General features: G+C 66.3%; 27 protein-coding genes. 14 read left to right on the forward strand and 13 right to left on the reverse strand.

Annotated elements, in window-relative coordinates:
- The 5 genes from F572_RS0103820 to F572_RS0103840 all read right to left on the reverse strand — a co-directional run.
- The coding region (locus F572_RS0103820; protein WP_018158312.1) for a transposase at window positions 1-227 on the reverse strand (227 nt) is incomplete at its 3' end.
- A 49-nt stretch (window positions 228-276) separates the two neighbouring features.
- Window positions 277-915 carry an MFS transporter gene (locus F572_RS0103825; protein ID WP_017940425.1) on the reverse strand — a complete coding sequence of 213 codons (639 nt, stop codon included), beginning with the start codon at window positions 913-915 and terminating at the stop codon, window positions 277-279.
- Between the two features lie 140 nt (window positions 916-1,055).
- The gene (locus F572_RS0103830; protein ID WP_026142865.1) at window positions 1,056-2,774 is read right to left on the reverse strand and encodes a TrkA family potassium uptake protein; all 1,719 of its coding nucleotides are present in this window, start codon (window positions 2,772-2,774) and stop codon (window positions 1,056-1,058) included.
- 9 nt (window positions 2,775-2,783) lie between these two features.
- Complete coding sequence (locus F572_RS0103835; protein WP_017940427.1) at window positions 2,784-3,167, reverse strand: DUF6394 family protein; 384 nt, start codon at window positions 3,165-3,167, stop codon at window positions 2,784-2,786.
- A gap of 229 nt (window positions 3,168-3,396) precedes the next feature.
- The gene (locus F572_RS0103840; RefSeq protein WP_017940428.1) at window positions 3,397-4,077 is read right to left on the reverse strand and encodes a hypothetical protein; all 681 of its coding nucleotides are present in this window, start codon (window positions 4,075-4,077) and stop codon (window positions 3,397-3,399) included.
- Window positions 4,078-4,224: 147 nt separating this feature from the next.
- On the opposite strand from F572_RS0103840, the gene F572_RS0103845 reads away from it, so the two are divergent.
- Both F572_RS0103845 and F572_RS0103850 read left to right on the forward strand, forming a co-directional pair.
- On the forward strand, window positions 4,225-4,542 hold the full coding sequence (locus F572_RS0103845; RefSeq protein ID WP_017940429.1) for a nucleotide pyrophosphohydrolase: 318 nt from the start codon (window positions 4,225-4,227) through the stop codon (window positions 4,540-4,542).
- Between the two features lie 209 nt (window positions 4,543-4,751).
- Window positions 4,752-5,120 carry a rhodanese-like domain-containing protein gene (locus tag F572_RS0103850; RefSeq protein ID WP_017940430.1) on the forward strand — a complete coding sequence of 123 codons (369 nt, stop codon included), beginning with the start codon at window positions 4,752-4,754 and terminating at the stop codon, window positions 5,118-5,120.
- 77 nt (window positions 5,121-5,197) lie between these two features.
- Here the strand turns inward: F572_RS0103850 and F572_RS0103855 are convergent, their stop codons facing one another.
- Window positions 5,198-5,404 carry a hypothetical protein gene (locus F572_RS0103855; RefSeq protein WP_017940431.1) on the reverse strand — a complete coding sequence of 69 codons (207 nt, stop codon included), beginning with the start codon at window positions 5,402-5,404 and terminating at the stop codon, window positions 5,198-5,200.
- Window positions 5,405-5,603: 199 nt separating this feature from the next.
- Here F572_RS0103855 and F572_RS0103860 point away from each other — a divergent pair, with 199 nt between their 5' ends.
- A complete protein-coding gene (locus tag F572_RS0103860; protein ID WP_017940432.1) occupies window positions 5,604-6,152 on the forward strand; it encodes a glutathione peroxidase in 549 nt (182 codons plus the stop codon).
- A 234-nt stretch (window positions 6,153-6,386) separates the two neighbouring features.
- Window positions 6,387-8,579 carry a catalase/peroxidase HPI gene (gene katG / locus F572_RS0103865; RefSeq protein ID WP_196793991.1) on the forward strand — a complete coding sequence of 731 codons (2,193 nt, stop codon included), beginning with the start codon at window positions 6,387-6,389 and terminating at the stop codon, window positions 8,577-8,579.
- A 95-nt stretch (window positions 8,580-8,674) separates the two neighbouring features.
- Here the strand turns inward: katG and F572_RS0103870 are convergent, their stop codons facing one another.
- Window positions 8,675-9,475, reverse strand: a complete 801-nt coding sequence (locus F572_RS0103870) for a PhzF family phenazine biosynthesis protein (RefSeq protein ID WP_017940434.1) — start codon at window positions 9,473-9,475, stop codon at window positions 8,675-8,677.
- A gap of 18 nt (window positions 9,476-9,493) precedes the next feature.
- Entirely contained in the window at window positions 9,494-9,826 is a 333-nt protein-coding gene (locus F572_RS0103875; protein ID WP_017940435.1) for a DUF3634 family protein, read from the reverse strand.
- 125 nt (window positions 9,827-9,951) lie between these two features.
- On the opposite strand from F572_RS0103875, the gene F572_RS15635 reads away from it, so the two are divergent.
- Both F572_RS15635 and F572_RS0103880 read left to right on the forward strand, forming a co-directional pair.
- Entirely contained in the window at window positions 9,952-10,410 is a 459-nt protein-coding gene (locus F572_RS15635; RefSeq protein ID WP_155983846.1) for a hypothetical protein, read from the forward strand.
- Window positions 10,411-10,445: 35 nt separating this feature from the next.
- The gene (locus F572_RS0103880) at window positions 10,446-10,766 is read left to right on the forward strand and encodes a hypothetical protein (RefSeq protein WP_017940436.1); all 321 of its coding nucleotides are present in this window, start codon (window positions 10,446-10,448) and stop codon (window positions 10,764-10,766) included.
- A 434-nt stretch (window positions 10,767-11,200) separates the two neighbouring features.
- On the opposite strand, the gene F572_RS0103885 is transcribed toward F572_RS0103880, so the two are convergent.
- Window positions 11,201-11,569, reverse strand: coding sequence for a nucleotide pyrophosphohydrolase (locus F572_RS0103885; RefSeq protein ID WP_017940437.1), 369 nt, complete (start codon window positions 11,567-11,569; stop codon window positions 11,201-11,203).
- A gap of 326 nt (window positions 11,570-11,895) precedes the next feature.
- The gene (gene corA, locus F572_RS0103890) at window positions 11,896-12,978 is read right to left on the reverse strand and encodes a magnesium/cobalt transporter CorA (protein WP_017940438.1); all 1,083 of its coding nucleotides are present in this window, start codon (window positions 12,976-12,978) and stop codon (window positions 11,896-11,898) included.
- A 141-nt stretch (window positions 12,979-13,119) separates the two neighbouring features.
- Between corA and F572_RS0103895 the strand changes: the two genes are divergently transcribed.
- Both F572_RS0103895 and F572_RS0103900 read left to right on the forward strand, forming a co-directional pair.
- On the forward strand, window positions 13,120-13,605 hold the full coding sequence (locus F572_RS0103895; protein ID WP_017940439.1) for a universal stress protein: 486 nt from the start codon (window positions 13,120-13,122) through the stop codon (window positions 13,603-13,605).
- Window positions 13,606-13,621: 16 nt separating this feature from the next.
- Complete coding sequence (locus tag F572_RS0103900) at window positions 13,622-13,876, forward strand: Smr/MutS family protein (protein ID WP_017940440.1); 255 nt, start codon at window positions 13,622-13,624, stop codon at window positions 13,874-13,876.
- A gap of 104 nt (window positions 13,877-13,980) precedes the next feature.
- Here F572_RS0103900 and F572_RS0103905 read toward each other — a convergent pair whose 3' ends face one another.
- Both F572_RS0103905 and F572_RS0103910 read right to left on the reverse strand, forming a co-directional pair.
- Entirely contained in the window at window positions 13,981-15,033 is a 1,053-nt protein-coding gene (locus tag F572_RS0103905) for a patatin-like phospholipase family protein (RefSeq protein ID WP_018158404.1), read from the reverse strand.
- Window positions 15,034-15,316: 283 nt separating this feature from the next.
- Complete coding sequence (locus F572_RS0103910) at window positions 15,317-15,754, reverse strand: hypothetical protein (protein WP_017940361.1); 438 nt, start codon at window positions 15,752-15,754, stop codon at window positions 15,317-15,319.
- Between the two features lie 116 nt (window positions 15,755-15,870).
- Here F572_RS0103910 and F572_RS0103915 point away from each other — a divergent pair, with 116 nt between their 5' ends.
- From F572_RS0103915 to F572_RS0103925, 3 genes are all read left to right on the forward strand, one after another.
- On the forward strand, window positions 15,871-16,347 hold the full coding sequence (locus F572_RS0103915; RefSeq protein WP_017940360.1) for a YbhB/YbcL family Raf kinase inhibitor-like protein: 477 nt from the start codon (window positions 15,871-15,873) through the stop codon (window positions 16,345-16,347).
- Window positions 16,348-16,754: 407 nt separating this feature from the next.
- Window positions 16,755-17,015, forward strand: coding sequence for a type II toxin-antitoxin system Phd/YefM family antitoxin (locus tag F572_RS0103920; protein WP_017940359.1), 261 nt, complete (start codon window positions 16,755-16,757; stop codon window positions 17,013-17,015).
- On the forward strand, window positions 17,012-17,266 hold the full coding sequence (locus F572_RS0103925) for a type II toxin-antitoxin system mRNA interferase toxin, RelE/StbE family (RefSeq protein WP_017940358.1): 255 nt from the start codon (window positions 17,012-17,014) through the stop codon (window positions 17,264-17,266). Before F572_RS0103920 ends, F572_RS0103925 begins: the two co-directional genes overlap by 4 nt.
- Before the next feature lie 199 nt (window positions 17,267-17,465).
- On the opposite strand, the gene F572_RS0103930 is transcribed toward F572_RS0103925, so the two are convergent.
- The gene (locus F572_RS0103930; RefSeq protein WP_017940357.1) at window positions 17,466-18,398 is read right to left on the reverse strand and encodes a carbohydrate kinase family protein; all 933 of its coding nucleotides are present in this window, start codon (window positions 18,396-18,398) and stop codon (window positions 17,466-17,468) included.
- Between the two features lie 585 nt (window positions 18,399-18,983).
- Here F572_RS0103930 and F572_RS15760 point away from each other — a divergent pair.
- The 3 genes from F572_RS15760 to F572_RS0103945 are packed head-to-tail and all read left to right on the forward strand — an operon-like array spanning window position 18,984 to window position 22,285.
- Window positions 18,984-19,160 (forward strand): hypothetical protein, encoded by a 177-nt coding sequence (locus F572_RS15760; RefSeq protein WP_017940356.1) that lies wholly within the window; start codon window positions 18,984-18,986, stop codon window positions 19,158-19,160.
- Window positions 19,157-19,906 carry an ABC transporter ATP-binding protein gene (locus F572_RS0103940; protein ID WP_017940355.1) on the forward strand — a complete coding sequence of 250 codons (750 nt, stop codon included), beginning with the start codon at window positions 19,157-19,159 and terminating at the stop codon, window positions 19,904-19,906. Before F572_RS15760 ends, F572_RS0103940 begins: the two co-directional genes overlap by 4 nt.
- 18 nt (window positions 19,907-19,924) lie before the next feature.
- Window positions 19,925-22,285 (forward strand): ABC transporter permease, encoded by a 2,361-nt coding sequence (locus tag F572_RS0103945; protein ID WP_017940354.1) that lies wholly within the window; start codon window positions 19,925-19,927, stop codon window positions 22,283-22,285.
- The last annotated feature ends 882 nt before the right edge of the window (window positions 22,286-23,167 follow it).

Here is a 23,167-nt window from a genome sequence, read left to right on the forward strand (position 1 = left end):
TCCTCGCGCAGCCGCCGCAACTCCTGTTCCTGACCGTTCGAGGCCGGCTCAGTAACGGCTTCGCCGGCCGCCTTGCGCCGCGCCTCACGCTGCCAGCGGGACAGCATGCTCCGGTTGATCCCGAGCCGCCGGGCCGCCTCCGTGCAGCCATAGCCCTGGCTCTCGACCATCGCAATCGCGTTGGCCTTGAACTCCCGGCTGTATCGCGCTCGTCTCTGCTTGCTCACATTCACCTCCAGTTACCCATCTAGTGTGGCTTAACTGGGGTGTCCGCTGTCATTGGACCACTTCACGGCGTGACCAGTGGCCCTCGCCTTCGCTCGCGTCCGTGCCCTTTGGGCCCTGCGGGATCGACCGCCCCAGCAGCATCAGCACCAGTACGCTCAGCCCGACCAGGATCACCGCGATTACGCCCCAGGTCGAGCGCCAGCCGATGGCGGCAGCCCCCGCGACGACGAGCATCGGCACGATCGCCTCGGCGACCGGCAACCCGGCCACCACCAGGCTGATGGCCTTGCCCCGGTGGGTCGTAAATGCCCGCGCCACTGCCGTCTGCGCCGTGTGTGTCATCAGGCCCTGGCCGAAGAAGCGCAGCAGGAAGAACCCCAGCACCAGCCCCAGGACCCCGGGACTGTAGGCGAGCACCGCACTGCCTAACGCCGCCCCCAGCAGCACGAAGGTGACCATTACGCGCAGCGGCAGGTGGTCCACCAGTCGCCCGGCGCTGATCAGCAGCAGTGCGCTGGCCAGCGTGGCCACCGAGTACGCGAGCCCCAGCTGCCCGTGCGTCAGGTCGAACAGCTCGCGCCACTCGCCCCCGAACAGCGACAGCACGAACGTCTGCCCGACGGCCGAGAACGCCACCAGCAGAAAGCCGGCGCCGAGAAAGCGCGAATGGCGGAATAGCGGATGCAAGAGCTTACCCGGGACTGTGCGAAACAGCCGCCCATGATAACGGCACCGGTCGCTACTGGTCCGGGCTGGGCGGGGTGGTTCCGGGCCTGTCGGTCAGCGTCCCCGTGGTCTGTGCGGACCGGACGGGCCCGCCGACGTGTTCAGGCTGCCTGGCCGCGGGCGACACGCAGCGCGCGGCAGATCCAGCCTTCGGGGCTGTCCTCGCCGGTCAATAGGTAGCGCAGGGCATGCGTGTCGCGCAGGCTGTGGGAGATCGTCAGCGCGCTGGCGAAGCGGCCGCAGAACAGCATGTGGTCGCCGGGCTGCAGGGGCGTGTCGTCGTCCGGTGCGAGGATCTCCGATGCGTCCCCCTCGCGCCGCAGCAGCAAGACGATGCAGGCATGGCGCTGGCGTTCCGCGTGATCGGCGCGCAGCAGCTGGCCCAGGGTGACCGGCTCGTGCTCCAGATGTTGCAGGAGTGCCGGGGCCGATGCCTCGTCCAGTTGCTCGGTCCAGATGGCCGGCACACGGTCACCCACCACCGCCGTGATGGCGCTGACCCGCTCGTTGGCCCACTCGGTGGACTGCTCGCGACTCAGTTCCAGGAAACGCGGCAACAGCCGCGAAGTCAGGTGCGCCAGAATGGCCTCGGCAATGACCCGGTCGTGGCGCATCACCAGTGGCAGGTCCGCGGCTCCGAACAGCAGCGAATTACGCTCGTGGTTCTGCCGCCCCACCATGAACAGGTCCGGATTTAGTTCGCGCGCGGTCATCACGATGGACAGGTTGTAGTCGTCGCGCCCGGTACCGGCCACGATGCCCGAGGCGCTCTCGATGCCGGCCGCGCACAGGGTATCCGCCTCGGTGCCGCGCCCCTCGATGCAGTCCGGCGGGCAGTCTGCGCCCTCGGGATCGCTCTCGATCAGGGTCACCTCCACGCCTTCCTGTGTGAGCCCGGCGTGGACGGCCTTGCCGAAGCGGCCGAAGCCGCACAGGATCCAGCGGCCGCAGGGCGGATCGATCGGCATCGGCAGCGGGCTCCCGGGGATGCTGCCCAGCCACTCGTGCAGCAGGTGGTGCGCGGGGGAGTGCAGCGCCAGGGCGAGCCGCTGGCCGAAGATGTCGAAGGGGTTGATGATCTGGTCGGTCCCGAACGAGGCCATGTTCTTCTCGGTGTCATGGCTCTCGGCACGGCAGATCACGGGGCGGTCCGGGTTCAGGAGTTTGGCGGCAATGGCGATCCGCAGGTTCACCGAATCGTCGCTGGTGAGTGCCACCACGCCCTGGCAGTGGGGGTTGAGCAGCCCGGCCTCCAGCAGACGGTTGGCTACACTGGCATCCGCGCAAAGGCCGGGGATCTGCAGCGGATAATCCTCCAGCACCAGCTCGTTGATGCGGTCCGGATTCTGGTCGATGACCACCGCGAAGCCGTTGCGCCCGAGCAGTGAACGCACCACCAGGGCGCCGGTGTCGCCATACCCGCAGACGATATGAAACGGCCGCTGCAGCTTGCGGATGGTGCGGTCGAACGCGTGCTGACTGACCGCCAGGCGGAAGGCCGGGTCCTGAATCAGCGCGAGGATCTTGCCGATCGCGTAGAGCCAGGCCACCACCGACAGATAGACGGCGAACACCGTCCACATCCGCTGCGCCTCGGAAAAGGCATGCGGGATCTCGCCGAAGCCGATGGTCGTGGCCATGTAGGTGACGAAGTAGAACGCATGAAAGAAATCCATGCGCCAGGGCTCGCCCTGGTCGTCCACGCCGGGGATCAGCACCAGGCCGAGAACGGAGATCGAATAGGCTGCTGTCAGCGCGAGCAGGGGCGCCCGCATGCGCCGAAGGAACAGGAACAGCACCTTGTTGATCGTGGGAGCCACGGCTCGGTTCTAGCGGCGCAGGGCCACCGTATCCGCGATCAGCAGCAGAACCGAGATCAGGTTCGCGACCATGGCCCCGCCCGCCAGCGAGACGATGCTGGCCATGAACATCGCATCCATGCCGCCGGCATGCATATGAGTGGCATAGCCCCAGACCACCGCGGCCGCGACCAGCTGCAGCACCGCCACCAGCGAACTGGCCAGCAGCAGGGCCCCGGTCTGCGTCCGGTCGCCCAGCTTCAGGGCGGTGGCTACGACGTTCACCACGATGGCCGCGAACAGCTCGTACACGTTGTGATGCGCCGGATTGTCGATCTCGCCGAGAAAGAACCCGAAGTTCAGCGTGAACGCCAGGATGATGAAAAAGCCGAAGATCACCTTCTCCAGGTTCATGCCAAGCTCCTTTTCGTTCGCGGGGGCGGCTCCCGACCGGTCGCTCGGGACCAGTCACTGGAAAGTCGCAGCCTGAAGCATGGCCCAACAAAACCCGGATGGCGAGGGTGGGGCGTGAATCGCCCGGCGGTTGCAACCGCCCAGGCCGCGGGCTTGCTGAGCCCGCAGGGGAAATCCTGTCAACCGAAGAGGTGCGCCCGGGGGGCGGGCTGCGCAGCCCGTGTCCGGCCTAATTCTTCTGGGCGCTGCGGGGCAGGGCGTTTCGGATGTCCGGAATGGCCTTGAGGCGATACAGCAACACCACACAGGCCCCGTAGAAGGCGATCGCGATCCAGTCGGTCCATTGCCTGGAGAGCACCCCGTCCACCAGGGACAGCATCCCGATCGCAAGCAGATAGGCCACGGCAAAGCCGCCGTGCACGGCCCGGTCGCGCCAGGTCCCGCGCGCCACCGTGTACCAGAGCAGGACCGCCACGTGCCACAGCGCCATGAACAGGAAGAGGAACTGGATCATGTTGTCGCCCAGTGTCACCTCGGTTGCCCCCTCGCGCCCGCCCAGCGATGTCAGGTGTCCGATCAGCAGCACTGCGTATAGCCAGGCCACCAGCATTACCTGAGCCAGGTCGCACAGAAACATCAGGATGACGCGCACCGGGCTTAGCCGCGCCAGTCGGGTCGCGTTGTCCGGGGCGCAGAAATAGGCCGAGTAGGCCACGAACTTGTAGGCGGTAAACACCGTCACGAGAAGCGCCAGGATGATGCGCTTCCAGAACTCGGGGTCGACGAAGGTACCTGGGTGATCCGTCAGGAACTGCACGTATTCCACCGACACCACCAGCAAGCCAAGCGCGATCACCGCGAGGATCAGGTCGCTGATCTTCTCCGACAATCGGCTGTAAAAGACCTCCATCCGCGCCGCCTTCCCGTTTCTTGCCTGGTTCGTGTCGTCTGATGACCATACCAACAATCATCCAGGGCCGCGTGGCCGTGGTTACTGGGGCATGCGGGCCTTCGGTACGATGCAGACATGCCGAAGAGTCGATACCACGGGGAGCCGATGAAAGGGGATTCGCGCGGAGCGCAGGGGCTGGAGGAGCTGGTCGTGCGGCTGGAGGCGTTCGTCGCGGAGCGCGACCGGGTGCAGTTCAATTCACCGAAGAACCTGTCGATGGCCCTGGCGGGAGAGGTCGGCGAACTGATCGAACCCTTCCAGTGGCTCACCCAGCAACAGTCACGACACCTGTCCGCCGAGACCCACGAGGCGGTGCGGCAAGAGATCGCGGACGTGCAGATCTATCTCCTGTTGCTGGCCCGAAAGCTCGATATCGATCTGCTGCAGGCGGCCCGCGACAGGCTGCAGACCAGTCCCCGCTAATACCCGAATCGGTAGTGCTATCCCCAGCCGGGATGATGAGCTGTCCCGGGCCGCAGCCAGCTTTGGCAGGGGCTTCGCCTGCGAGCAGGCTCCTACAAAGGGGTGGGGCATGCTTTTTGTCTTTCGCGGGATGGGGCCAAGGCGTTTCGCGGGGGTGGGTGGCGCTATGCTCGGGGTGGGTACAGGCATCCGGACAGGAGGTGATCGCGATGGATTGGAGCCAGTGGCGGCCGTTCGGCCGCGTGCCGGAGATGAGCCCGGAGAATCTGGCGCAGGCGCTGGAAAACGCCGAAGTTCAGTTGCTGGATGTGCGCACCGGGGTCGAGCACCGTCGGAGCCGCATCCCGGGCGCCCGCCATCTCCCGATCACGCAGTTCTCCGAGGCGGCGCTGTCCGACCTGGAGCTGGATCGCGGACGCCCCGTGGTGGCCATCTGCCTCAGTGCACACCGCAGTATCCCGGCCGTGCGCAAGCTGCGGGCGCACGGCTACGATGCCCGTCAGCTTCGCGGTGGCATGCTGGCCTGGTGGCGGGCCGGGCTGCCGTGCGAACGGGGCCGCGCGGACGCCGGGGACTGAAAGCCGCCCGGCGTGGCCCTTCCGGTCAGGAACCGCTTTTCAGTTCCGTTCGCCGCTGGCGGCCGACCCCGGGCACTTCAGTCGGCGTCGTCATCGTCCTGCTTGCCGCCCGGGGTGACGGCGCGTCCCACCGCCCCGGCGGTCTTGCCGGTGGCCTTTACGGTGCCGGTGGTGACACTGACAGCGGCGCTCCCGGCGGTGCTGGCAACCTTCACGGCCGTGCAGCTAGTCGCCAGCGCCAGGAGGACGGCAAGCAGCAGGAGCGGGCGGGCGTAGACAATCATCGGCGGAAGCCCTTGTTGAGGGTTGCCCACAAGGGTACGCATGACATGCCCGCAAGGCCATGGCAAGCGCGGACGGGCGCTTCGGCACGGCGGCTGTGCGACTGCATCGCGATCCCGGCCTGGCCGTGACCAACCGGCCTTCCGCAGAACCCGAAGGCACGCCGGTGGTCTGAACGTGGAGCCCCCGTGGAGATCTGCCATGTCCCGTTTCGCGCCCCTGTTCGCCTCCCTGTTCCTGTTGCTGCCGATGGCCTGTGCAAGCGCCACGGAGCCGGATACCGAAGCCCTGTTCCATCACGAGCTGGGTCGCCTGCATTCGTCCGAAGTGATCAATCTGCAGGAACGCTTCCAGGGGCAGCCGCTGCTGATCATCAACACCGCCAGCCATTGCGGCTACACCGACCAGTTCGGCGGGCTGGAACAGTTACACCAGGACTACCGGGACCAGGGGCTGAAGGTGGTGGGCTTCCCTTCCCATGACTTCAACCAGGAGGCCGATGACGAGGCCGAGACCGCCCGGGTGTGCTTCGAGAACTTCGGCGTGACCTTCGACATGTTCAAGCCGATCGGCGTGCGCGGCGCGGACGCCCATCCGATCTTCCGCGAACTGGCGCGTCAGGCTGCCGCCCCGCGCTGGAATTTCTACAAGTACGTGGTCGACCGGGAGGGCCGGGTGGTCGCGCACTTTCCCAGCCAGGCCGGCCCCGAATCCGCCGATTTGCGCCGCGCGATCGCGAGCATCCTGTAGCCAGCCGCGCCGCAGGGGGTGTCGGCACAGGAATAGTGTAAAGCTATCTCGATCATGGTGAATATCAACTGGAACTAATGGCTTGCGGGGCCTAAGTTCAAGGCATGTGGACAGTGAAGCGCCTCCCTGGCCGAAGGCAGCCAGGACCCGGAACGGCTTGCGGTCCCTGAGGAAAGCCGTCGATCGCGAGTGGGTGGCGGTTTCCGCAACACGAACAAGCTGAACGCAGCGAACATGGAGAACGATATGGGTGAGCATCAGAACATGGGCAAATGCCCGGTCATGCACGGCGGCGAGACCTCCGCCGGCCACTCGGTTATGGACTGGTGGCCGGAGGCGCTGAATCTGGACATCCTCCACCAGCATGACCGTAAGACCAACCCGATGGGCGAGGACTTCGACTATCGCAAAGAGGTCCAGAAGCTCGACTTCGACGCCCTCAAGAAGGACATGCACGCCCTGCTGACCGAGAGCCAGGCGTGGTGGCCGGCCGACTGGGGCCATTACGGCGGGCTGATGATCCGCATGTCCTGGCACGCGGCGGGCACCTACCGCATCGCCGATGGCCGCGGTGGTGGCGGCACCGGCAACCAGCGCTTCGCGCCGATCAACAGCTGGCCGGACAACGCCAGCCTGGACAAGGCGCGCCGCCTGCTGTGGCCGATCAAGAAGAAGTACGGCAACAAGATCAGCTGGGCCGACCTGATCATCCTGGCCGGCAACGTGGCCTACGAGAACATGGGGCTGAAGACCTTCGGCTTTTCCTTCGGCCGCGAGGATATCTGGCATCCCGAGAAGGACACCTACTGGGGCGCGGAGAAGGAGTGGCTGGCGCCTTCCGACGAGCGCTACGGCGACGTCGAAAACCCCGACACCATGGAGAACCCCCTGGCAGCCGTCCAGATGGGCCTGATCTACGTGAACCCGGAAGGGGTCAACGGCAAGCCCGATCCGCTCAAGACCGGCGAACAGGTGCGCGAGACCTTCGCCCGCATGGCGATGAACGACGAGGAGACCGCGGCGCTGACCGCCGGCGGTCACACCGTGGGCAAGTGCCACGGCAACGGCGATGCCGGCGCGCTGGGGCCGGAACCCGAAGGCGCCGACGTCGAGGAGCAGGGCTTCGGCTGGAACAACCCCAACATGCAGGGCAAGGCCACCAACGCCATCACTTCCGGCATCGAAGGCGCCTGGACCAGGAACCCGACCCAGTTCGACATGGGTTACTTCGAGGCCCTGCTCGACCACGAGTGGGAGCTCAAGAAGAGTCCCGCCGGGGCCTGGCAGTGGGAACCGGTGGACATGAAGGAGGAGGACAAGCCGGTCGACGCCACGGACCCCTCCATCCGCCATAACCCGATCATGACCGACGCGGATATGGCGATGAAGATGGATCCCGTCTACCGCAAGTACATGGACGCGTTCCGCAAGGACCCCGAGTATTTCAAGGACTGTTTCGCCCGTGCGTGGTTCAAGCTGATCCACCGCGATATGGGCCCGAAGACCCGTTACATCGGGCCGGACGCGCCGCAGGAAGACCTGATCTGGCAGGACCCGGTGCCGGCCGGCAATACGGACTATTCCGTAGAGGCCGCCAAACAGAAGATTGCCGAGAGTGGCCTGAGTATCGCCGAGATGGTCGCGACCGCCTGGGACAGCGCCCGTACCTTCCGTGGCTCCGACATGCGCGGCGGTGCCAACGGTGCCCGCATCCGTCTGGCGCCGCAGAAGGACTGGAAAGGCAACGAGCCCGAGCGCCTGGCCCGCGTGCTCAAGGTCTACGAGCAGCTCTCCGCCGAGACCGGCGCCAGCGTGGCCGACCTGATCGTGCTGGGCGGCAGCGTGGGCATCGAGCAGGCGGCCCGGGCGGCCGGTCACGATGTTCTGGTGCCGTTCATTCCGGGCCGGGGTGACGCCAGCGCCGAGATGACCGACGCCGACTCCTTCGAACCGCTGGAGCCGCTGGCCGATGGCTTCCGCAACTGGCTGAAGAAGGACTATGTGGTCAAGCCGGAAGAGATGCTGCTCGACCGCGCCCAGCTGATGGGCCTGACCGCGCCGGAGATGACCGTGCTGATCGGCGGCATGCGCGTGCTGGGCACCAACCATGGTGGCAGCAAGCACGGTGTCTTCACCGACCGTGAAGGCCAGTTGACCAACGACTTCTTCGTCAACCTGACCGACATGGCCAACACCTGGACGCCCGCGGACAACGGCGTGTACGAGGTGCGTGACCGCCAGAGCGACCAGGTGAAGTGGACCGCGAGCCGTATCGACCTGGTGTTCGGCTCCAACTCCATCCTGCGCAGCTACGCCGAGGTGTACGCCCAGGACGACAACGAGGAGAAGTTCGTGCAGGACTTCATCAGGGCCTGGACCAAGGTGATGAACGCCGACCGCTTCGACCTGGAGCAATACCAGCAGTAAGCACGGCCCGAGCCGGGCGCTTTGCCCGGCCCGCAGACGAAGACGCCCGGGGCTCTCCCGGGCGTTTTTTTGTGTGCGGGAGACAGCCGGGCGGATCAGTCGGTGCCGCGTCGGTCCTGAAAGACGATTTCGCCTTCCATGAAGGTGACCGCACTCCCGGACAGCAGTACACGGTCGGCCGTTACCTCGCATTCGAGGCTGCCGCCCCGCTTGGACACCTGCCGGGCCGACAGGCGGTTCCTGTTCAGTCTCTTGGCCCAGTAGGGCGCCAGCCTGCAGTGGGCGGCGCCGGTGACGGGGTCTTCGGGAATGCCGATCCCGGGGGCGAAGAAGCGACTGACAAAGTCCACCTCCGTGCCGGGTGCGGTCACGATAACCCCTCGCACGTTGAGCTCGGCGAGCCGGGCGTGGTCGGGCGCCATCGCACGGACGGTGGCCTCGCTGTCGAACACCGCCAGGTAGTCTTCATCCGCGAGCAGCTCGACGGGGCGCACCCCCAGGCCTTGCTCCAGGGCTTCGGGAATTGCGCAGGGTGCCGGTGCGTACGCCGGGAAATCCAGCTGCAGGCGCTTGCCCTGCTTGCGCACGAATAACGAACCGCTGCGTGTTTCAAACTGAATGACGGGCTCGCTGAATCCAAGATGCTCGAGGATGACGTGGGCCGCCGCCAATGTGGCGTGTCCGCACAGGTCCACTTCCCGGTCGGGGGTAAACCATCGCAGGTCGAATCCGTCGCGGCCGGGTACGAAGAAAGCCGTCTCCGACAGGTTGTTTTCTTCCGCGATCGCCTGCAGCAGGTCATCGCCCAGCCAGCGTTCCAGCGGCACGACGGCTGCGGGATTGCCCTCGAACGTTCGCTCGGCGAAGGCATCGATCTGATACTGCCTGAGTTTCATATTGAACCGCTCTCGGCGTTAGCCCGTCGCGCGCATTCCGCCGCCACCCCCGCCACTCGGCGGTGGTGTCCAGGCGTTGCGAAAGGCCTGGTGCGTCTTCGTCGGCAGATGGCGCGAGAAGCGCAGCTGCACACCCCCATCGGTGCGCACCGCATCGATGCGGCCCCGCGTCAGTCTGTACTGTCGCGCCACGTCCTCGCAGCCGCGTACGAACCCGGACGGCGGCTTGCCGCGCCGCACGCAAGCCGCGCCATCGCGCAGCTCCACCGAAAACACCAGCCGGGCATGCCAGAGCATCAGCGCGAAACCCAGGCCCAGCACCGCGAACATGATCAGCAACGTGAACAGCATGATGGATTGCGTCGTTGGAAGGAGTCCGCGCCAAGTGTAGCGCACCCCAACCGGCGCCCTTCATCGCGCCCCGACCTGCGCAGGGCACCGTCATTGCGAAGCCTCGCAGAGGCCGCGGCAATCGGTTGGACTGGCCCGAGACCTTGCCCGGCGCACTGGCGTTGCCGGATCGGATCGAAAAGGTCGGTGTCCTCTTTCCCGTGTTCTCTTTGTCGCCTTGTCGGGGCGAAGTCCAGCCCCAGTGCGGCGAACATGGTCAGGAACGTAAGCAGCATGGTGGATTGTTTCGCAGTACCTCGATTTTCTTGTTCGGTGGGCTTAGCCAGGGGCAAAAGGCAGCGTCTGACCCCGATCCTCCCCGGATTAAAGACCCCGTGTTGGCCATGTGGCGTCTTGACCGGGTCGATGTAACCCATGTGTCGTTTTGCGCCATCATGGATTGCACCCTTGCCATGTTATCCGGCGGAAGCCGATCACAACTTGTCTTGAAAAGTAGACCTTCATTGGTTGATGCCAACTTGGCATTCCCTTTGCTGTATCTCGAGCACAGTCAATTGAAAGCATATTCAAAGCGGCTTGATTGACTGTGTTACTTGATTCAATACTGAAGGAGATAACCATGATGTCGACTTTCCAAAAAACTGCGATCGCGATGGCCCTGAGTTTCATGTTCGGCCTGGGTGGCCTCGGCGCCGCGCAAGCTCAAATGGGCGATGACGCAGGCGCAGATCCCGCAGCTCCGGAAGCAGGTGCTGGCGCTGAAGGCGGCGCCGGCGCGCCGGAAGCTGGTGCCGGGGCCGGCGCCGGTACCTCGCAAGGCGGTGCCGGTGGCGGGGGCACTATGGGAGGCGGCGGTGCCGAAGCCGGCGCCGGCACCATGGATGATGACAACGAAGACGACGAAGATGAAGACGAAGACGAGGGGACCCCTGACTGGTGATCCTCAAACTCTGCAAAGCCGGGCATCCTGCCCGGCTTTCTTTTTTACAGGACGCCAACAGTCAGCCGGCGAAACCCGAAGCTCGCCGAGCCAGGGTCCGGCAACCATGGGTTCAAACTTCACCATGAACAGTGCGCTCTGACCCCGTTGTTCCGGCCGACATTCCAAGGCCCAAATGAGCTGTTCAAGACCTTCAAAAAGTCCATCAGGATTGGAGAGCCTCGTTAATCCAAGCGGTTGCTGTGCTCCGCCCCCTTTTTGACTTTTTGACCTCCGTAATCGGGGGCCACCTGTAGGAGCGTGCTTGCACGCGAAGCCCCTTCCAACGTCAGACGCGGGCAGGGGCTTCGCGTGCAAGCACGCTCCTACAGCATTTGGTCCGCCAGCAGCTTTCGCACAAGTTGGTCTCGCAGATCATGGTCGGGTGGTGCGGGTTACAGGTCAGAGTATTTGCGGGCGTTGCCGCGAGCCTTTTCCACGGGATACTTCCGGGCGTTCATCTCGAGTTTGTCGCTGGCGGCTTGAACCAGGTCAATATCGAGCTTGCGTGCCAGGAGCAGGAGGTAGGTCTGCACGTCGGCAATCTCCAGGCGAACCGCCTCATGCGTCTCGCGGGGCAGATTGCGTGACTGTTCCTGGGTGAGCCACTGGAAGTGTTCGATCAGTTCGCCGACCTCGCCGGCCAGCGCCATCGCCAGGTTCTTGGGCGAATGGAACTGGGCCCAGTCGCGTTCCTCGACGAAGGCCTCTACCCGGGCGGTCAGTTCGTCCAGTGCCTGTGTGCCACTCGATTTGGCGTCCATAGGGTCCTCCGTTCGGTCGCTGCCGCTGCGTTGCCGGAATCGTAACGGAGTCTGCGGCTGGACGTAATCGCAGGTGCGTGGTGCTCGGGATGAACGTAGAGGTAGTCGCTTGGGGCGCGGCCATTCTTGGCAGGGGCGGGGGCGGGCGGAGGCTTCGCCGGCAAGCAGGCTCCTGCGAGGTTTCCTGCAGAACGAGTCAAGATCCTGTCCTGTTCCTTCCGAGCTTCGTGTCTTCCTGTGAATCGCTTTTGGCAGTTCGTGCGCTGGGGCTTCAGTCTGGAGATCGCCACGGCCGCTTTGCGGCCTCGCGATGACGGGAAGGGGGGCTATAGCCAGCCGCGGCGGCGGAAGAGGTAGAGCATGCCGACGACGACGGCCAGCATGAGGCCGAGCAGGATGGGGTAGCCGTAGTAGGTGTAGAGCTCGGGCATGGACCAGGGGCTGTCGGGGTGTTCGAAGTTCATGCCGTAGATGCCGACCAGGAAGGTGAGCGGGATGAAGATGGTGGCGATGATGGTGAGCACGCGCATCACGTCGTTGGAGCGCTGGTTGATGGCGGACATGTAGGCCTCGATCAGGGTAGCCGCCATTTCGCGGTAGGACTCCAGCAGGTCCATAATCTGGATGGTGTGGTCGTGGGCGTCGCGCAGGTACGGGAACAGCTCCGGGGTGAAGGGCTCCATGTCGTCGCGCATCAGGCGGGCGATGACGTCGCGCGTGGGCCAGAGCTGGCGGCGCATCACGAGGAGTTCGCGGCGCAGGATGTGGATCTCGTTAAGGGTGTGACGGTCGGGCTGTTCGAGGACCGTTTCCTCCAGCGTTTCCAGGCGTTCGCTGATGTGTTCGAGGACCGGGAAGGCTTGGTCGATCACGGTGTCCATCAGGGCGTAGGCGAGGTAGGGGGTGCCCAGGCGGTTGAAGTTGCGATTGGCGCTGCGCATGCGCTCGCGAACGGGGCCGAAGGGATCATTCGCACCACTGTGGACGCTGATGACCAGGCGGGTGCTCACCACGAACACGTTCACCTGGTCGAGTTCGATGCTGCCGTTTTGATGGCGCGGCTGACGCAGGATGGCGACCAGCTGTTCGTCGAAGAAATCCACCTTGGGGCGCTGGCCCTGGTGGCGCACGTCTTCCAGCGCCAGCGGATGGAGGTCGAAGGCCTCACCCAGATCGTGCAGCTGGCGCGGGCTGGGGGCGCCCTGGAGGTGCAGCCAGAGGAACCCGCCATCGAGGGCTTGCACGCCCTCGCGCAGGGCCCGCTTCGGGTCGAGCTCCACGAGCTGTTCGCGGTGGTAGTGCCAGGCGGAGAGGGAGGCATCGCCGGTGTGCGGGTGTTCGCTGGCGTGGGCGCCGTGACCGGGGGCGGCGCCGGGCTTGAGGTAGGTCTTCTCGAACAGGCGTGTCATCGCGGCTCCCGAACCAGTTGGCTGTGCCCAGTATAGGGGCCGGATTGTTCGTGCGCGCGGGGTACAAGTCTGGCAGTCTGGGCGGCGACTGAACGGCCCGGTTCCGGGCAGGTCCCACGGGTGAGGAACAAGGAGCGCGGTATGGAACTGAAGACCATGTTGGTGCCGGTGGACGGCTCCGCCAACGCCTCGCGTGCGGTGGAGGTGGCGGCGGATCTGGCGGCCAAGTATCACGCCCGTGTGGTGCTGGTCAGCGTGCTGCTGCAGGGCGAGGTGCCGCCGCACATCCGCAAGCTCTCCGACCTGCCCGACCCGGACGATCCGCCGCTGGCGATGGGCGGCGCGGCCGTCGGCTCCGCGGTGCCGCCCAAGGTGCTGCGGGATATATCGAAGAAGCTGGTCGAGCAGGCGCATGAATACTTCACCGAGCTGGGCGTGACCGATATCGAGCACCACATCGAGGATGGCTCGCCGGCCAAGGTCATCCTGCAGCAGGCCGAGTATCACGACGTGGATATGGTGGTGATGGGCTCGCGCGGGCTGGGCGGCCTGCAGGGCCTGCTCTCCGGCAGTGTGTCGCACAAGGTGCAGCAGCTGGCGCGCTGCATCGTGGTGACGGTGAACTGAGTCCGGCCTTCTCGCGATGTCGCGGCTGTCGGTCGACCTGCACGAGTGCTTTCGCAATGGCCGCCGCATCGACGCCGAGCTGAACGGCGCGATCGAGACGGCCTGCGACAAGCGCATCAAGACGGTGGAGATCATCCACGGCAAGGGCAGCGGGCAGCTAAAAAAGCGCGTGCTGCGCTTTCTGCAGCAGCCCGAGGTGAAGGCGCGCTATCACCGCGTGGAGAAGGACTCGAAGAACCACGGGCGGCTGTTCGTGCACTTCAAGCACTGATCCACCCCCCCCTCCTTGAACCCCGCCCTGTAGGAGCCTGCTTGCAGGCGAATGCCCCTGCCAGAGTCGAATGCGGGCAGGGGCATGCGCCGGCGAGCCGGCTCCTACAGGGGCGGGTGGCGCTGGCCCAGCTTGCGCTCGGCGAGCTGGTAGCCGAGGTCGATCATCTCGGCGGCGCGGTGGAAGTCGAACACGCCGCAGGCGTTGACCGGGACCTCGATCAGGTGCTCCGGGTTGTAGGCGGCGATGCGAAAGCGCGCGATCGAGCCCTGCATGGCCTCGATGGAGTGCGAGACGATGTCGATCAGCCCCAGAGCGCGGGCCTCCTGCTCGCGCGACAGCTCGGGGTCGGTCTCGCCCAGGCCCAGCTTGCCCTGCCAGTCCTGCAGCCAGCTGCCGACGCGGTCGGGGAGGGCGTCCGTCAGGCGATGATTCAGCAGACCTCCGCTGTCGGGCTTTTCCGGACCCTGACCGGCACCGCGGGTGCGCTCGGGGCGGGCGTCCGTCAGGCGATGATTCAGCAGACCTCCGCTGTCGGGCTTTTCCGGACCCTGACCGGCACCGCGGGTGCGCTCGGGGCGGATCAGTTCCTCGCCGACGCGCCCGTTCAGGCTGACCGCCAGGGTGATGTCGGTGTCGTCATTCAGGGTCGGGGCGATGGGGACCGGGTTCAGCAGGCCGCCATCCACCAGTAGCCGTCCCTTGTGGCGCACCGGGGTGAATACCGTGGGGATGGCGATGGAGGCGCGGATCGCATCGAACAGGGAGCCGGAGTTCAGCCAGACCTCGCGTTCGCGCTCGATGTCCGTGGCCACGGCGGTGAACGAGATGGGGAGCTGCTCGATATCGGTGTCGCCGAGCATGTCGCGCAGTTTCTCGATCAGGCGGTCGCCACGGATCAGCCCGGCGCCGCGGAAGGAGAAGTCCAGCAGCCGCCAGACGTCCTGGCGCCGCAGCGTCTTCACCCACGACTCGTAGGCATCCAGCCGCCCGGCGGCGTAGATGCCACCGACCGCCGCCCCCATGGAGGCCCCGGCGATGGAGCGGATGCGGTAGTCCGAGTGTTCCTCCAGCCAGCGGATCACGCCGATCTGCGCCAGGCCTCGGGCGCCGCCGCTGCCGAGAACCAGGGAGATGGACTGGGGTTTTCGCGTCATGGTGGTCGGATTGCCTCTGTGGAGTATTGGGATCCGCGACGCGTGTGCGCTGCGGTTCTCCGCTGCGCGCCGATCGATTCGCCGCGCTGCCGGATCCGGTTTGCTTTAAGGATATGTTGGGGGTGTGACCGGTTTTTTCCAGCCTGGAGGCCTGGTTCCAGCGAATGGGTCTCACGGTAGGCGCCTGCTTGCGGGCGAGGCTCCCGCCAGAGTCGGATGCGGGCAGGGGCATTCGCCTGCAAGCAGGCGCCTACCGTGGGGTGTGGGTATGCGGTGATGGGTGCTATTCGGGGGCGCGGTTCGGGTCCAGGAGGTGATCGTGCAGGGCCTGGGCGGACTCGCCAGCGGGTTCTTCCACCCGCAGCTGCCAGACGGCGGCGGGGTGATCCGGCGACCACTCGCTGAAGACCACCAGGCCGGCATACGGGCCGTGTCCACGGATGGTGCCCAGGGTCAGCCGGCCTTCCGGGTCGCCGTACAGGTGCACTTCGAACTCGGGGGCGGGCGGCGGCAGCCTCCAGTAGCCGTCACGGCCGGTCTCGCGGAAGGCCCCGTCGGAGGGCTCAGCGTCGTCGCCGAAGTGGCGCCGCAATAGCGGGACCGAGAGACGGTGCGGAAGCCCCAGCACGGTTTCGATGCCGGTGCGACCATGGTCGACCGCCTGGGCGGCGGATTCCAGCGGGTCGCGTGGGGCCAGCCATTTCTGCAGAAGTTTGCGCATGTCGGGATGATCCGCATGCCGCCGCTGGTCTGCAAGCGTAGATCGTCGCGTGATGGCTTGGAGGGGTACGGCTGTCGGCGTTACCGTGCGAGCAGGTCACTCGAAAGGAGCCAGTCATGGGTTTTGCACTGTCCGACATGCAGCTGTCGAGTTCCGCGTTCGGCCCCGGCCAGCCGATCCCCAAACGCCATAGCGGGGAGGGCGAGGACACCTCGCCGGCGCTGCAGTGGCACGGTGTGCCGCAGGGCACCCAGTCGCTGGCGGTGATCTGCCACGATCCGGATGCGCCGCTGGTTCAGCCGGGGACCTACGGCTTCGTGCACTGGGTGCTGTATAACCTGCCGCCGCATCTGGACGGCCTGCCCGAGGCGACCGATCTGGGCGTGACGGGCCAGACGGACTTTGGCCGCACCGGTTACGGCGGGCCGATGCCCCCCGAGGGTCACGGCAAGCACCACTACTTCTTCTGGCTGCTGGCGCTGGATCGCGATCTGCAGCTCCCGGCCGGTCTCACCCTGTGGCAGTTCCTGGAGCGCGCCGAGCCCCACGTGATCGGCATGAACCGCCTGGTGGGTACCTACCAGCGCGACTGAGTCTTGGGGGGCATGGGGCATTCCTTGTAGGAGCCGCCTTGGCGGCGAAGTCCCTGCCAGCGTCCGACGCTGGCAGGGGCATTCGCGTGCAAGCACGCTCCTACGGTGATGCCCCCACCGGCGGGGGCCACAAGGCTTGCGGCGGTCTGGAAGATGGTGTTATCCCGGAAACCGCGAAGCGGTTATCCGGGATCTCCGGCGTTGGGGATGGGCCTGGCGTTGGAGATCCCGGCTCTTCGCTGCGCTACGGCCGGGATGACGGGGGCAGCGGTCCGTGCGGGCGGGGGTTTCGCGTGCAAGCACGCTCCTACAGGGCCCCTATCCTGCTTCGGGCCGTTCGGTCTTGACCGGGTTGTGCGGTGGGCGCACGATATGTACCACTTTATGTACGTTTCGGGTGACTGGCGATGACGACGCTGACGGCTACCGAGGCCCGCAAGGGTCTGTTCGATCTGATCAAGGGCGTGAACGAACAGCACGCGATCTACCATATCCGGCATCGCAACGGCGATGCGGTGCTGATGTCGGAAGACGAGTACGCCAGCCTGATCGAGACCCTGGAGCTGCTCTCCGAGCCCGGCTTCCGCCAGGCATTCGAGCAGGGGCGCCGCGAGGCCGATGAGGACGATACGCTGGGATTCGAGGAGGTGTTCGGGGAGAAGCAGTGACCTGGACCATTCGGTTTACCCGTCAAGCCGAGAAGGACTTGCGGCGTCTGACGCCGAAGCTGCGCGACAAGGTGAAGCAGATCCTGCGCAACCGGGTGGCGGTCGACCCGTACTGTGGCAAGGCGCTGGTGGGTGATCTGCGCGGGTACTACTCCCTGAGGATCAGCTACAAGGACCGTCTGCTGTACACAATTCGGGACGAGCAGTTGCTGGTGATCGTGATTCGGGCGCGTACGCACTACGGCGAATAGCCCTGTAGGAGTGTCTTGTGGGAGCCGGCTTGCCGGCGAAGCCCCTGCCAGAGCCGGACGCGGGCAGGGGCATTCGCGTGCAAGCACGCTCCCACGGGGGCTGGGGAGCTGAAGTCGTCCACAAAAAAGCCCGGGCCGAGCGAACTCGGACCGGGCTTTATGCGTTCCCGGGCGGGTGCCCGGGGCGGCGTGAGGTCGCTTAGTAGCGGTAGCCGAAGGCCTTTTCGAACTGGTCGGCGAACTCGTCGGCGGTGAAGTGGTGGTTCTGGGTGCCGGAGTGGGCGATCTTGATCGAGCCGATCAGCGAGGCGATGCGGCCGGTGGTTTCCCAGTCGTAGCCCTTTTCCAGGCCGAACAGGATGCCGGCGCGGTAGGAGTCGCCGCAGCCGGTCGGGTCCTTGATCGCGGCCGGCTCGACCGACGGGATGGTGATCTTCTTGCCGCCGGTGTAGATGTCGGAGCCGTCGCCGCCACGGGTGACGATCATCGCGTCCACCATCTCCGCCAGCTGCTCCATGCTCATGCCGGTGCGATCGGCGGTCAGCTGCGCCTCGTAGTCGTTGAAGGCGGCGTAGGTGGCGTTCTCCATGAAGCGCTTCAGGTCGTCGCCGTCGAACATCGGCAGGCCCTGGCCCGGGTCGAACATGAACGGGATGCCGGCATCCGCGAACTGCTGGGCGTGCTCGATCATGCCGTCACGGCCGTCCGGGGAGACGATACCGACCTTGATGCCGTCGGCGTCGGTGACCTGCTGCTGGTGCGAGAAGCCCATCGCGCCCGGGTGGAAGGCGGTGATCTGGTTGTCGTCCTGGTCGGTGGTGATGAAGGCCTGACCGGTGTAGGTGTCCTTCAGCTCCTTGACGAACTTGCGCGAGATGCCGTGCTTGTCCATCCAGTCGGCGTAGGGGGCGAAGTCGCCGCCCACGGTCGCCATCACGGTCGGGTCCGCGCCCAGCAGCTTCATGTTGTAGGCGATGTTGCCGGCGCAGCCGCCGAACTCGCGGCGCATGTCCGGGACCAGGAAGGACACATTCAGCATGTGCACCTTGTCCGGGAGGATGTGGTTCTTGAAGCGGTCGGGGAACACCATGATGGTGTCGTAGGCCATGGACCCACAGATCAGTGCGGACATTGTTGCTCCTTAGCGTTGGCTGAAAACGTTGTCGTGCCGCCCTCTGTGGACGGCACAGGACGGCCCGGGGCGCGCGCTGGAAGCCCTGATGGCGCGCCGATCACGGGTCGTACGATGCGCATAGGGTAAGTATTTGGGCGCAAAACAACAAATCGGGGGACGACGGAAGCAGGCGTCGCGCTGGCTTTGTGCCCGATTTCAGCGATTGCCACGTCGCCTTCGGCGCCTCGCAATGACGTTGCTTTTGCCCCCGTCATTGCGAGGCGCGTAGCGCTGAAACAAGCCCTTTCCGAAACCACCCGATCCGTCTTCGGTGTCAGCTTCGGGAGGTTACTCGCTTCGCTCTCCCTTCGGGCCGGCCTGCAGCCGTTCAACGCGCTGCGCGCTTTTGTGCCACGGTCCCTGCGGAGCCTCGCGGTGACGGGACAGGACACAACGTCATCGCGAGGCGCCGGAGGCGACGTGGCGATCTCCGGACGTAACCCCGATGTTTGCCCGGCTGGAGCGGCGGCGCTGCTTTTGGCGACGTGGTGCGGGGGGCTTTGTGGCAGCATGGAGCTATTCCCGCGAGCGAGGGCGAGGCCGATGAATCCGCGCGTACTGATCCCGATCCTGATCATCCTGTTGCTGCTGCTGAGCCTGTGGTCCATGAGCCTGGACGGGGGTGGCGGCATACTGCCCGGTGCGCCGGATACCGGGGCGGCGCCCGTCGGCGAGCGACCGGCCCTGCTGGCGGGCTCGCTCGTTCCCCGGACGGGATGAGCCCGGCCGCGGCGCAGGCCCCGGATGCCGGGGCGGCCGGGCGCGAGGTGATCTTTCGCGCCTCGGGGGTGACCAAGGTCTACCGCATGGGCGAGGTGACCATCCACGCCCTGCGCGGGGTGGACCTGGAGCTCTACGCCGGTGAGCTGGTGGTGATGCTGGGGGCCTCGGGCTCGGGCAAGTCGACGCTGCTGAACATCATGGGCGGGCTGGATACCGCGTCCGAGGGCGAGGTGCGCTACCGCGACCAGGACCTGGCGCAGGCCTCCGAGCGCACGCTGACGGCCTTTCGCCGTGACCATGTTGGCTTCGTGTTTCAGTTCTACAACCTGATCGCCAGCCTGACCGCGCGCGAGAACGTGGCCATCGTCACCGAGATCTCGCGTGATCCGATGTCGCCCGAGGAGGCGCTGGCGCTGGTCGGGCTGGAGGACCGCATGGACCACTTCCCCTCCCAGCTCTCCGGCGGCGAGCAGCAGCGCGTGGCCATTGCCCGAGCGATCGCCAAGCAGCCGGCGGTGCTGTTGTGCGACGAGCCGACCGGCGCGCTGGATTCGAAGACCGGCATCCGCGTGCTGGAGGTGCTGCAGCATATCAACGAGCGCCTGGACACGACGGTGGCGATCATCACCCACAACGCGGTGATCGGGGAGATGGCCGATCGCGTGATCCACCTGAGCGACGGGCGCGTGAGCGAGATCCACGAGAACGCCACGCGCCAGCCGCCGTCCGCGCTGCACTGGTAGCGACGGCGCTCCTGCCCTGTGCGTGCCCTCAACCGCAAGATCCTGCGCGATCTCGGCCACCTGAAGGGCCAGGCGGCGGCCATCGCGCTGGTGATCGCCAGCGGGGTGATGACGCTGGTGATTGCGGTTACCAGTTTTGACGCCCTGACCATCACCAAGGAGCGCTTCTACTCTGAATACCACTTCGCCGACGTGTTCGCGGAGATCACGCGCGCGCCGGAGAGCGCGGTGGAACGCTTCCGCGACGCGCCGGGCATCAACCAGATCGAGACCCGCGTGCAGGCCCCGGTCCGCCTGGAGGTCGCCGGTTTTGACGACCCGATTCGCGGAACCGTGCTGTCCATACCGGACGGGGGCGAGCCGCTGCTGAACCGGCTCTACCTGCGCGAGGGCCGGCTGCCCGAGCCCGGGCGCGAGCGCGAGGTGGTGGTCAGCGAGGCCTTCGCCGAGGCGCATGGGCTGGGCGCCGGCGATGCCCTGCGCGCGATCATCGACGGGCGCCTGACCGACCTGCAGATCAGCGGTATCGCGCTGTCGCCCGAGTTCGTCTACCAGATCAGCCCCACCGACCTGCTGCCGGACTACGAGCGCTACGGCATCCTGTGGATGAACCGTCGCGCGCTGGCGGCCGCCTATGGCATGGAGGGGGCGTTCAACTCCGTCACCGTGAGTCTGCAAGCGGGCGCCGACCCGGAGCCCGTGATCGAGGCCATGGACCGCGCGCTGGCCCGCTACGGCGGCCTGGGTGCCTACGGGCGCGAGGACCAGTTCTCGCACCGCTTCCTGTCCGAGGAGCTGACCCAGCTGCGCGCCCAGGCGGCGATCCTGCCGACCATCTTCCTGGCGGTCGCGGCCTTCCTGCTGAACGTCGTAGTCGGGCGTATCATCCGCTCGCAACGTGAGCCGATCGCGGTGCTCAAGGCCTTCGGGTATGGCAATGGCGCGATCGCCGGACACTACGCCCTGCTGACCGGTGGCATCGTGCTGATGGGCTGTGCGCTGGGGCTGGCGTTCGGGGCCTGGGCTGCGCAGGGCCTGGCCGGTATCTATGCCGAGTACTTCCGCTTCCCGGAGATGAGCTTTCGCCTGCAGCCGTGGGTGATGGTGCTGGCGGCGGTAGTGGCGATGGGCGCGGCGATGCTCGGCACCTTCCGTGCCGTCTGGCAGGCGGTGCGCATGGCCCCGGCCGAGGTCATGCGCCCGCCGGCTCCGGAGCGCTTTCACCGCGGCTGGATGGAGCGCACGGCGGCCTGGCGCGCGATCGACCAGCCCACCCGGATCATCCTGCGCAACCTCGCGCGCCACCGGCTCAAGTCCGTGCTGTCGGTGATCGGGATCGGCCTGTCCGGCGGACTGCTGCTGATGGGTGCCTACCAGCTGAATGCCGTGGATCAGATGCTGGACACCCAGTACGGCCAGGTGTTGCAGATGGATATCGATCTGCAGTTCACCGATCCGGTGCCGGCGCGTGTGGCCGGGGAGCTGCGCCACGAGCCGGGCGTGCTGGCGGTGGAGACCTTCCGCGCGGTGCCGGTGCGGCTGGTCGGGGTGAACCGCGAGGAGCGCGTACGCCTGCTGGGACTGGATGCCGAGCCGCGCCTGCGTCAGTTGCCGATGGCGGGCGGTCGCGGCCGCCTGCCGGATGAAGGCATCCTGCTGACCGACTACCTGGCGGAGCAGCTGGGGCTGCGCGTCGGCGACCCGGTGGAGGTCGAGATCCTGGAGGGGCGCCGGCGCACGGTCTCGGTCCCGCTGGCCGGGGTGGTGGAGGAGCCGATCGGCGTCGGCGCCTACATGTACCGCCCGGCGCTGAATCGCCTGATCGGCGAGGGGCCGGCCGTCTCCGGTGCGTGGCTGCTGACCGACCGTGCACAGGAGGAGGCCCTGTTCCGCAGTCTGTCCGATCGGCCGCGCGTCGCCAGCGTCGGTCTGATCGCGGAAGCCGAGCGCAACATCCGCGAATACATCGGCGAGACGATCATCGTGTTCGCCCTGGTGTTCGTGGCGCTGGCGGTGTCCATCGCCTTCGCCGTGACCTACAACAACGCTCGCATCACCTATGCCGAACGCGCCCGTGACCTGGCGACGCTGGAGGTGCTCGGCTACTCGCGCGGCCAGGTGAGCTGGATCCTGTTGGGCGAGATCGCCGTGCTGACGCTGGCGGCGATCCCGGTCGCCTGGCTCACCGGTACGGGTTTCGCCTGGCTGCTGAACCAGGCCTTCGCGATGGACTTGCTGCGCGTGCCGTTCGTGATCACGCCGCAGGCCTACGGCTTCGCCGCGCTGGGCATCCTGGTGGCGGCCAGCCTGACCGCCTTCCTCGCCTGGCGCCGCCTGCAGAGCCTCGACCGCGTACAGGCCCTGAAGGCGGCGGAGTAGTCCTCAGCCTTTGGGGGGCTTCGCTAGCCGCCTGCCTGGTGGTGGCTGGGCCTGGTTCGGCATCCGGTGTTTGCGTGCTTTCGGTCTGTCGCCTGCCAATGATTGGCTAGGCATGGTTCGTCCTCTGGTGTTTACGGTGGTTTCGGTCCGCAACCTGCCGTGCGCTGACTCGCCAGCGCGCCCCGAGGTCCTTTCTTGCTTGCCCAAGAAAGGACCCAAAGAAGGGCACCCGGATTTCGCCCGGGAACCTTGCTCCAGGGCTCTCGGGCCGGCGGCGCTGAACTCGCTGCGCTGCGCTTCGCTCAGACATCCAGCGCCTTCTCCCGGCCCGAGAGCCCTTCCGCAAGGGGCTCCATACGGGAGGCGAAGGTCAAAACCGAACGTGTCCCCACGTTTGCGCCTAACCATAGGCAACGCCGTCCGACCCCCCCGGCGCCCGCTAGCGGGCGCGGCACGCAATGGCCGAAGGCCGAGCGTGCCCAGATGCCGGAAGACCTAGCCATCCCCCACTGGCAAGACCATCGGGACGGCCGTTGTCTTGACCTTGCCCCCGTTGTCGTCGCGCCGAGTGGAGAGGGTTTTCGCGGGATCAGAGGCGCTGGATGTCTGAGCGAAGCCGCAGGCGTAGCGAGTTCAGCGCCGCCCGCGAAAACCCTCGGAGCGAGGGAAACCCCGGCCCGCACAGCGGGCCGGGGTCGCGGCAGTCGGGCGTGTTTCTTGGGTACTTCTTTGCACGAGCAAAGAAGTACCTCGCGGCGCGCTGGCGAGTCAGCGCCAGGCAGTATGCGGACCGTAGGCACGTAAACACCTGATGCCGAACCAGGACCAGCCTTACAGCGACTGTTTGTCAGCATCGGTCAGGTGATAACCGAGGGTGGCAAC

This window comes from Thioalkalivibrio sp. ALE14, assembly GCF_000376845.1.
Taxonomy (GTDB): domain Bacteria; phylum Pseudomonadota; class Gammaproteobacteria; order Ectothiorhodospirales; family Ectothiorhodospiraceae; genus Thioalkalivibrio.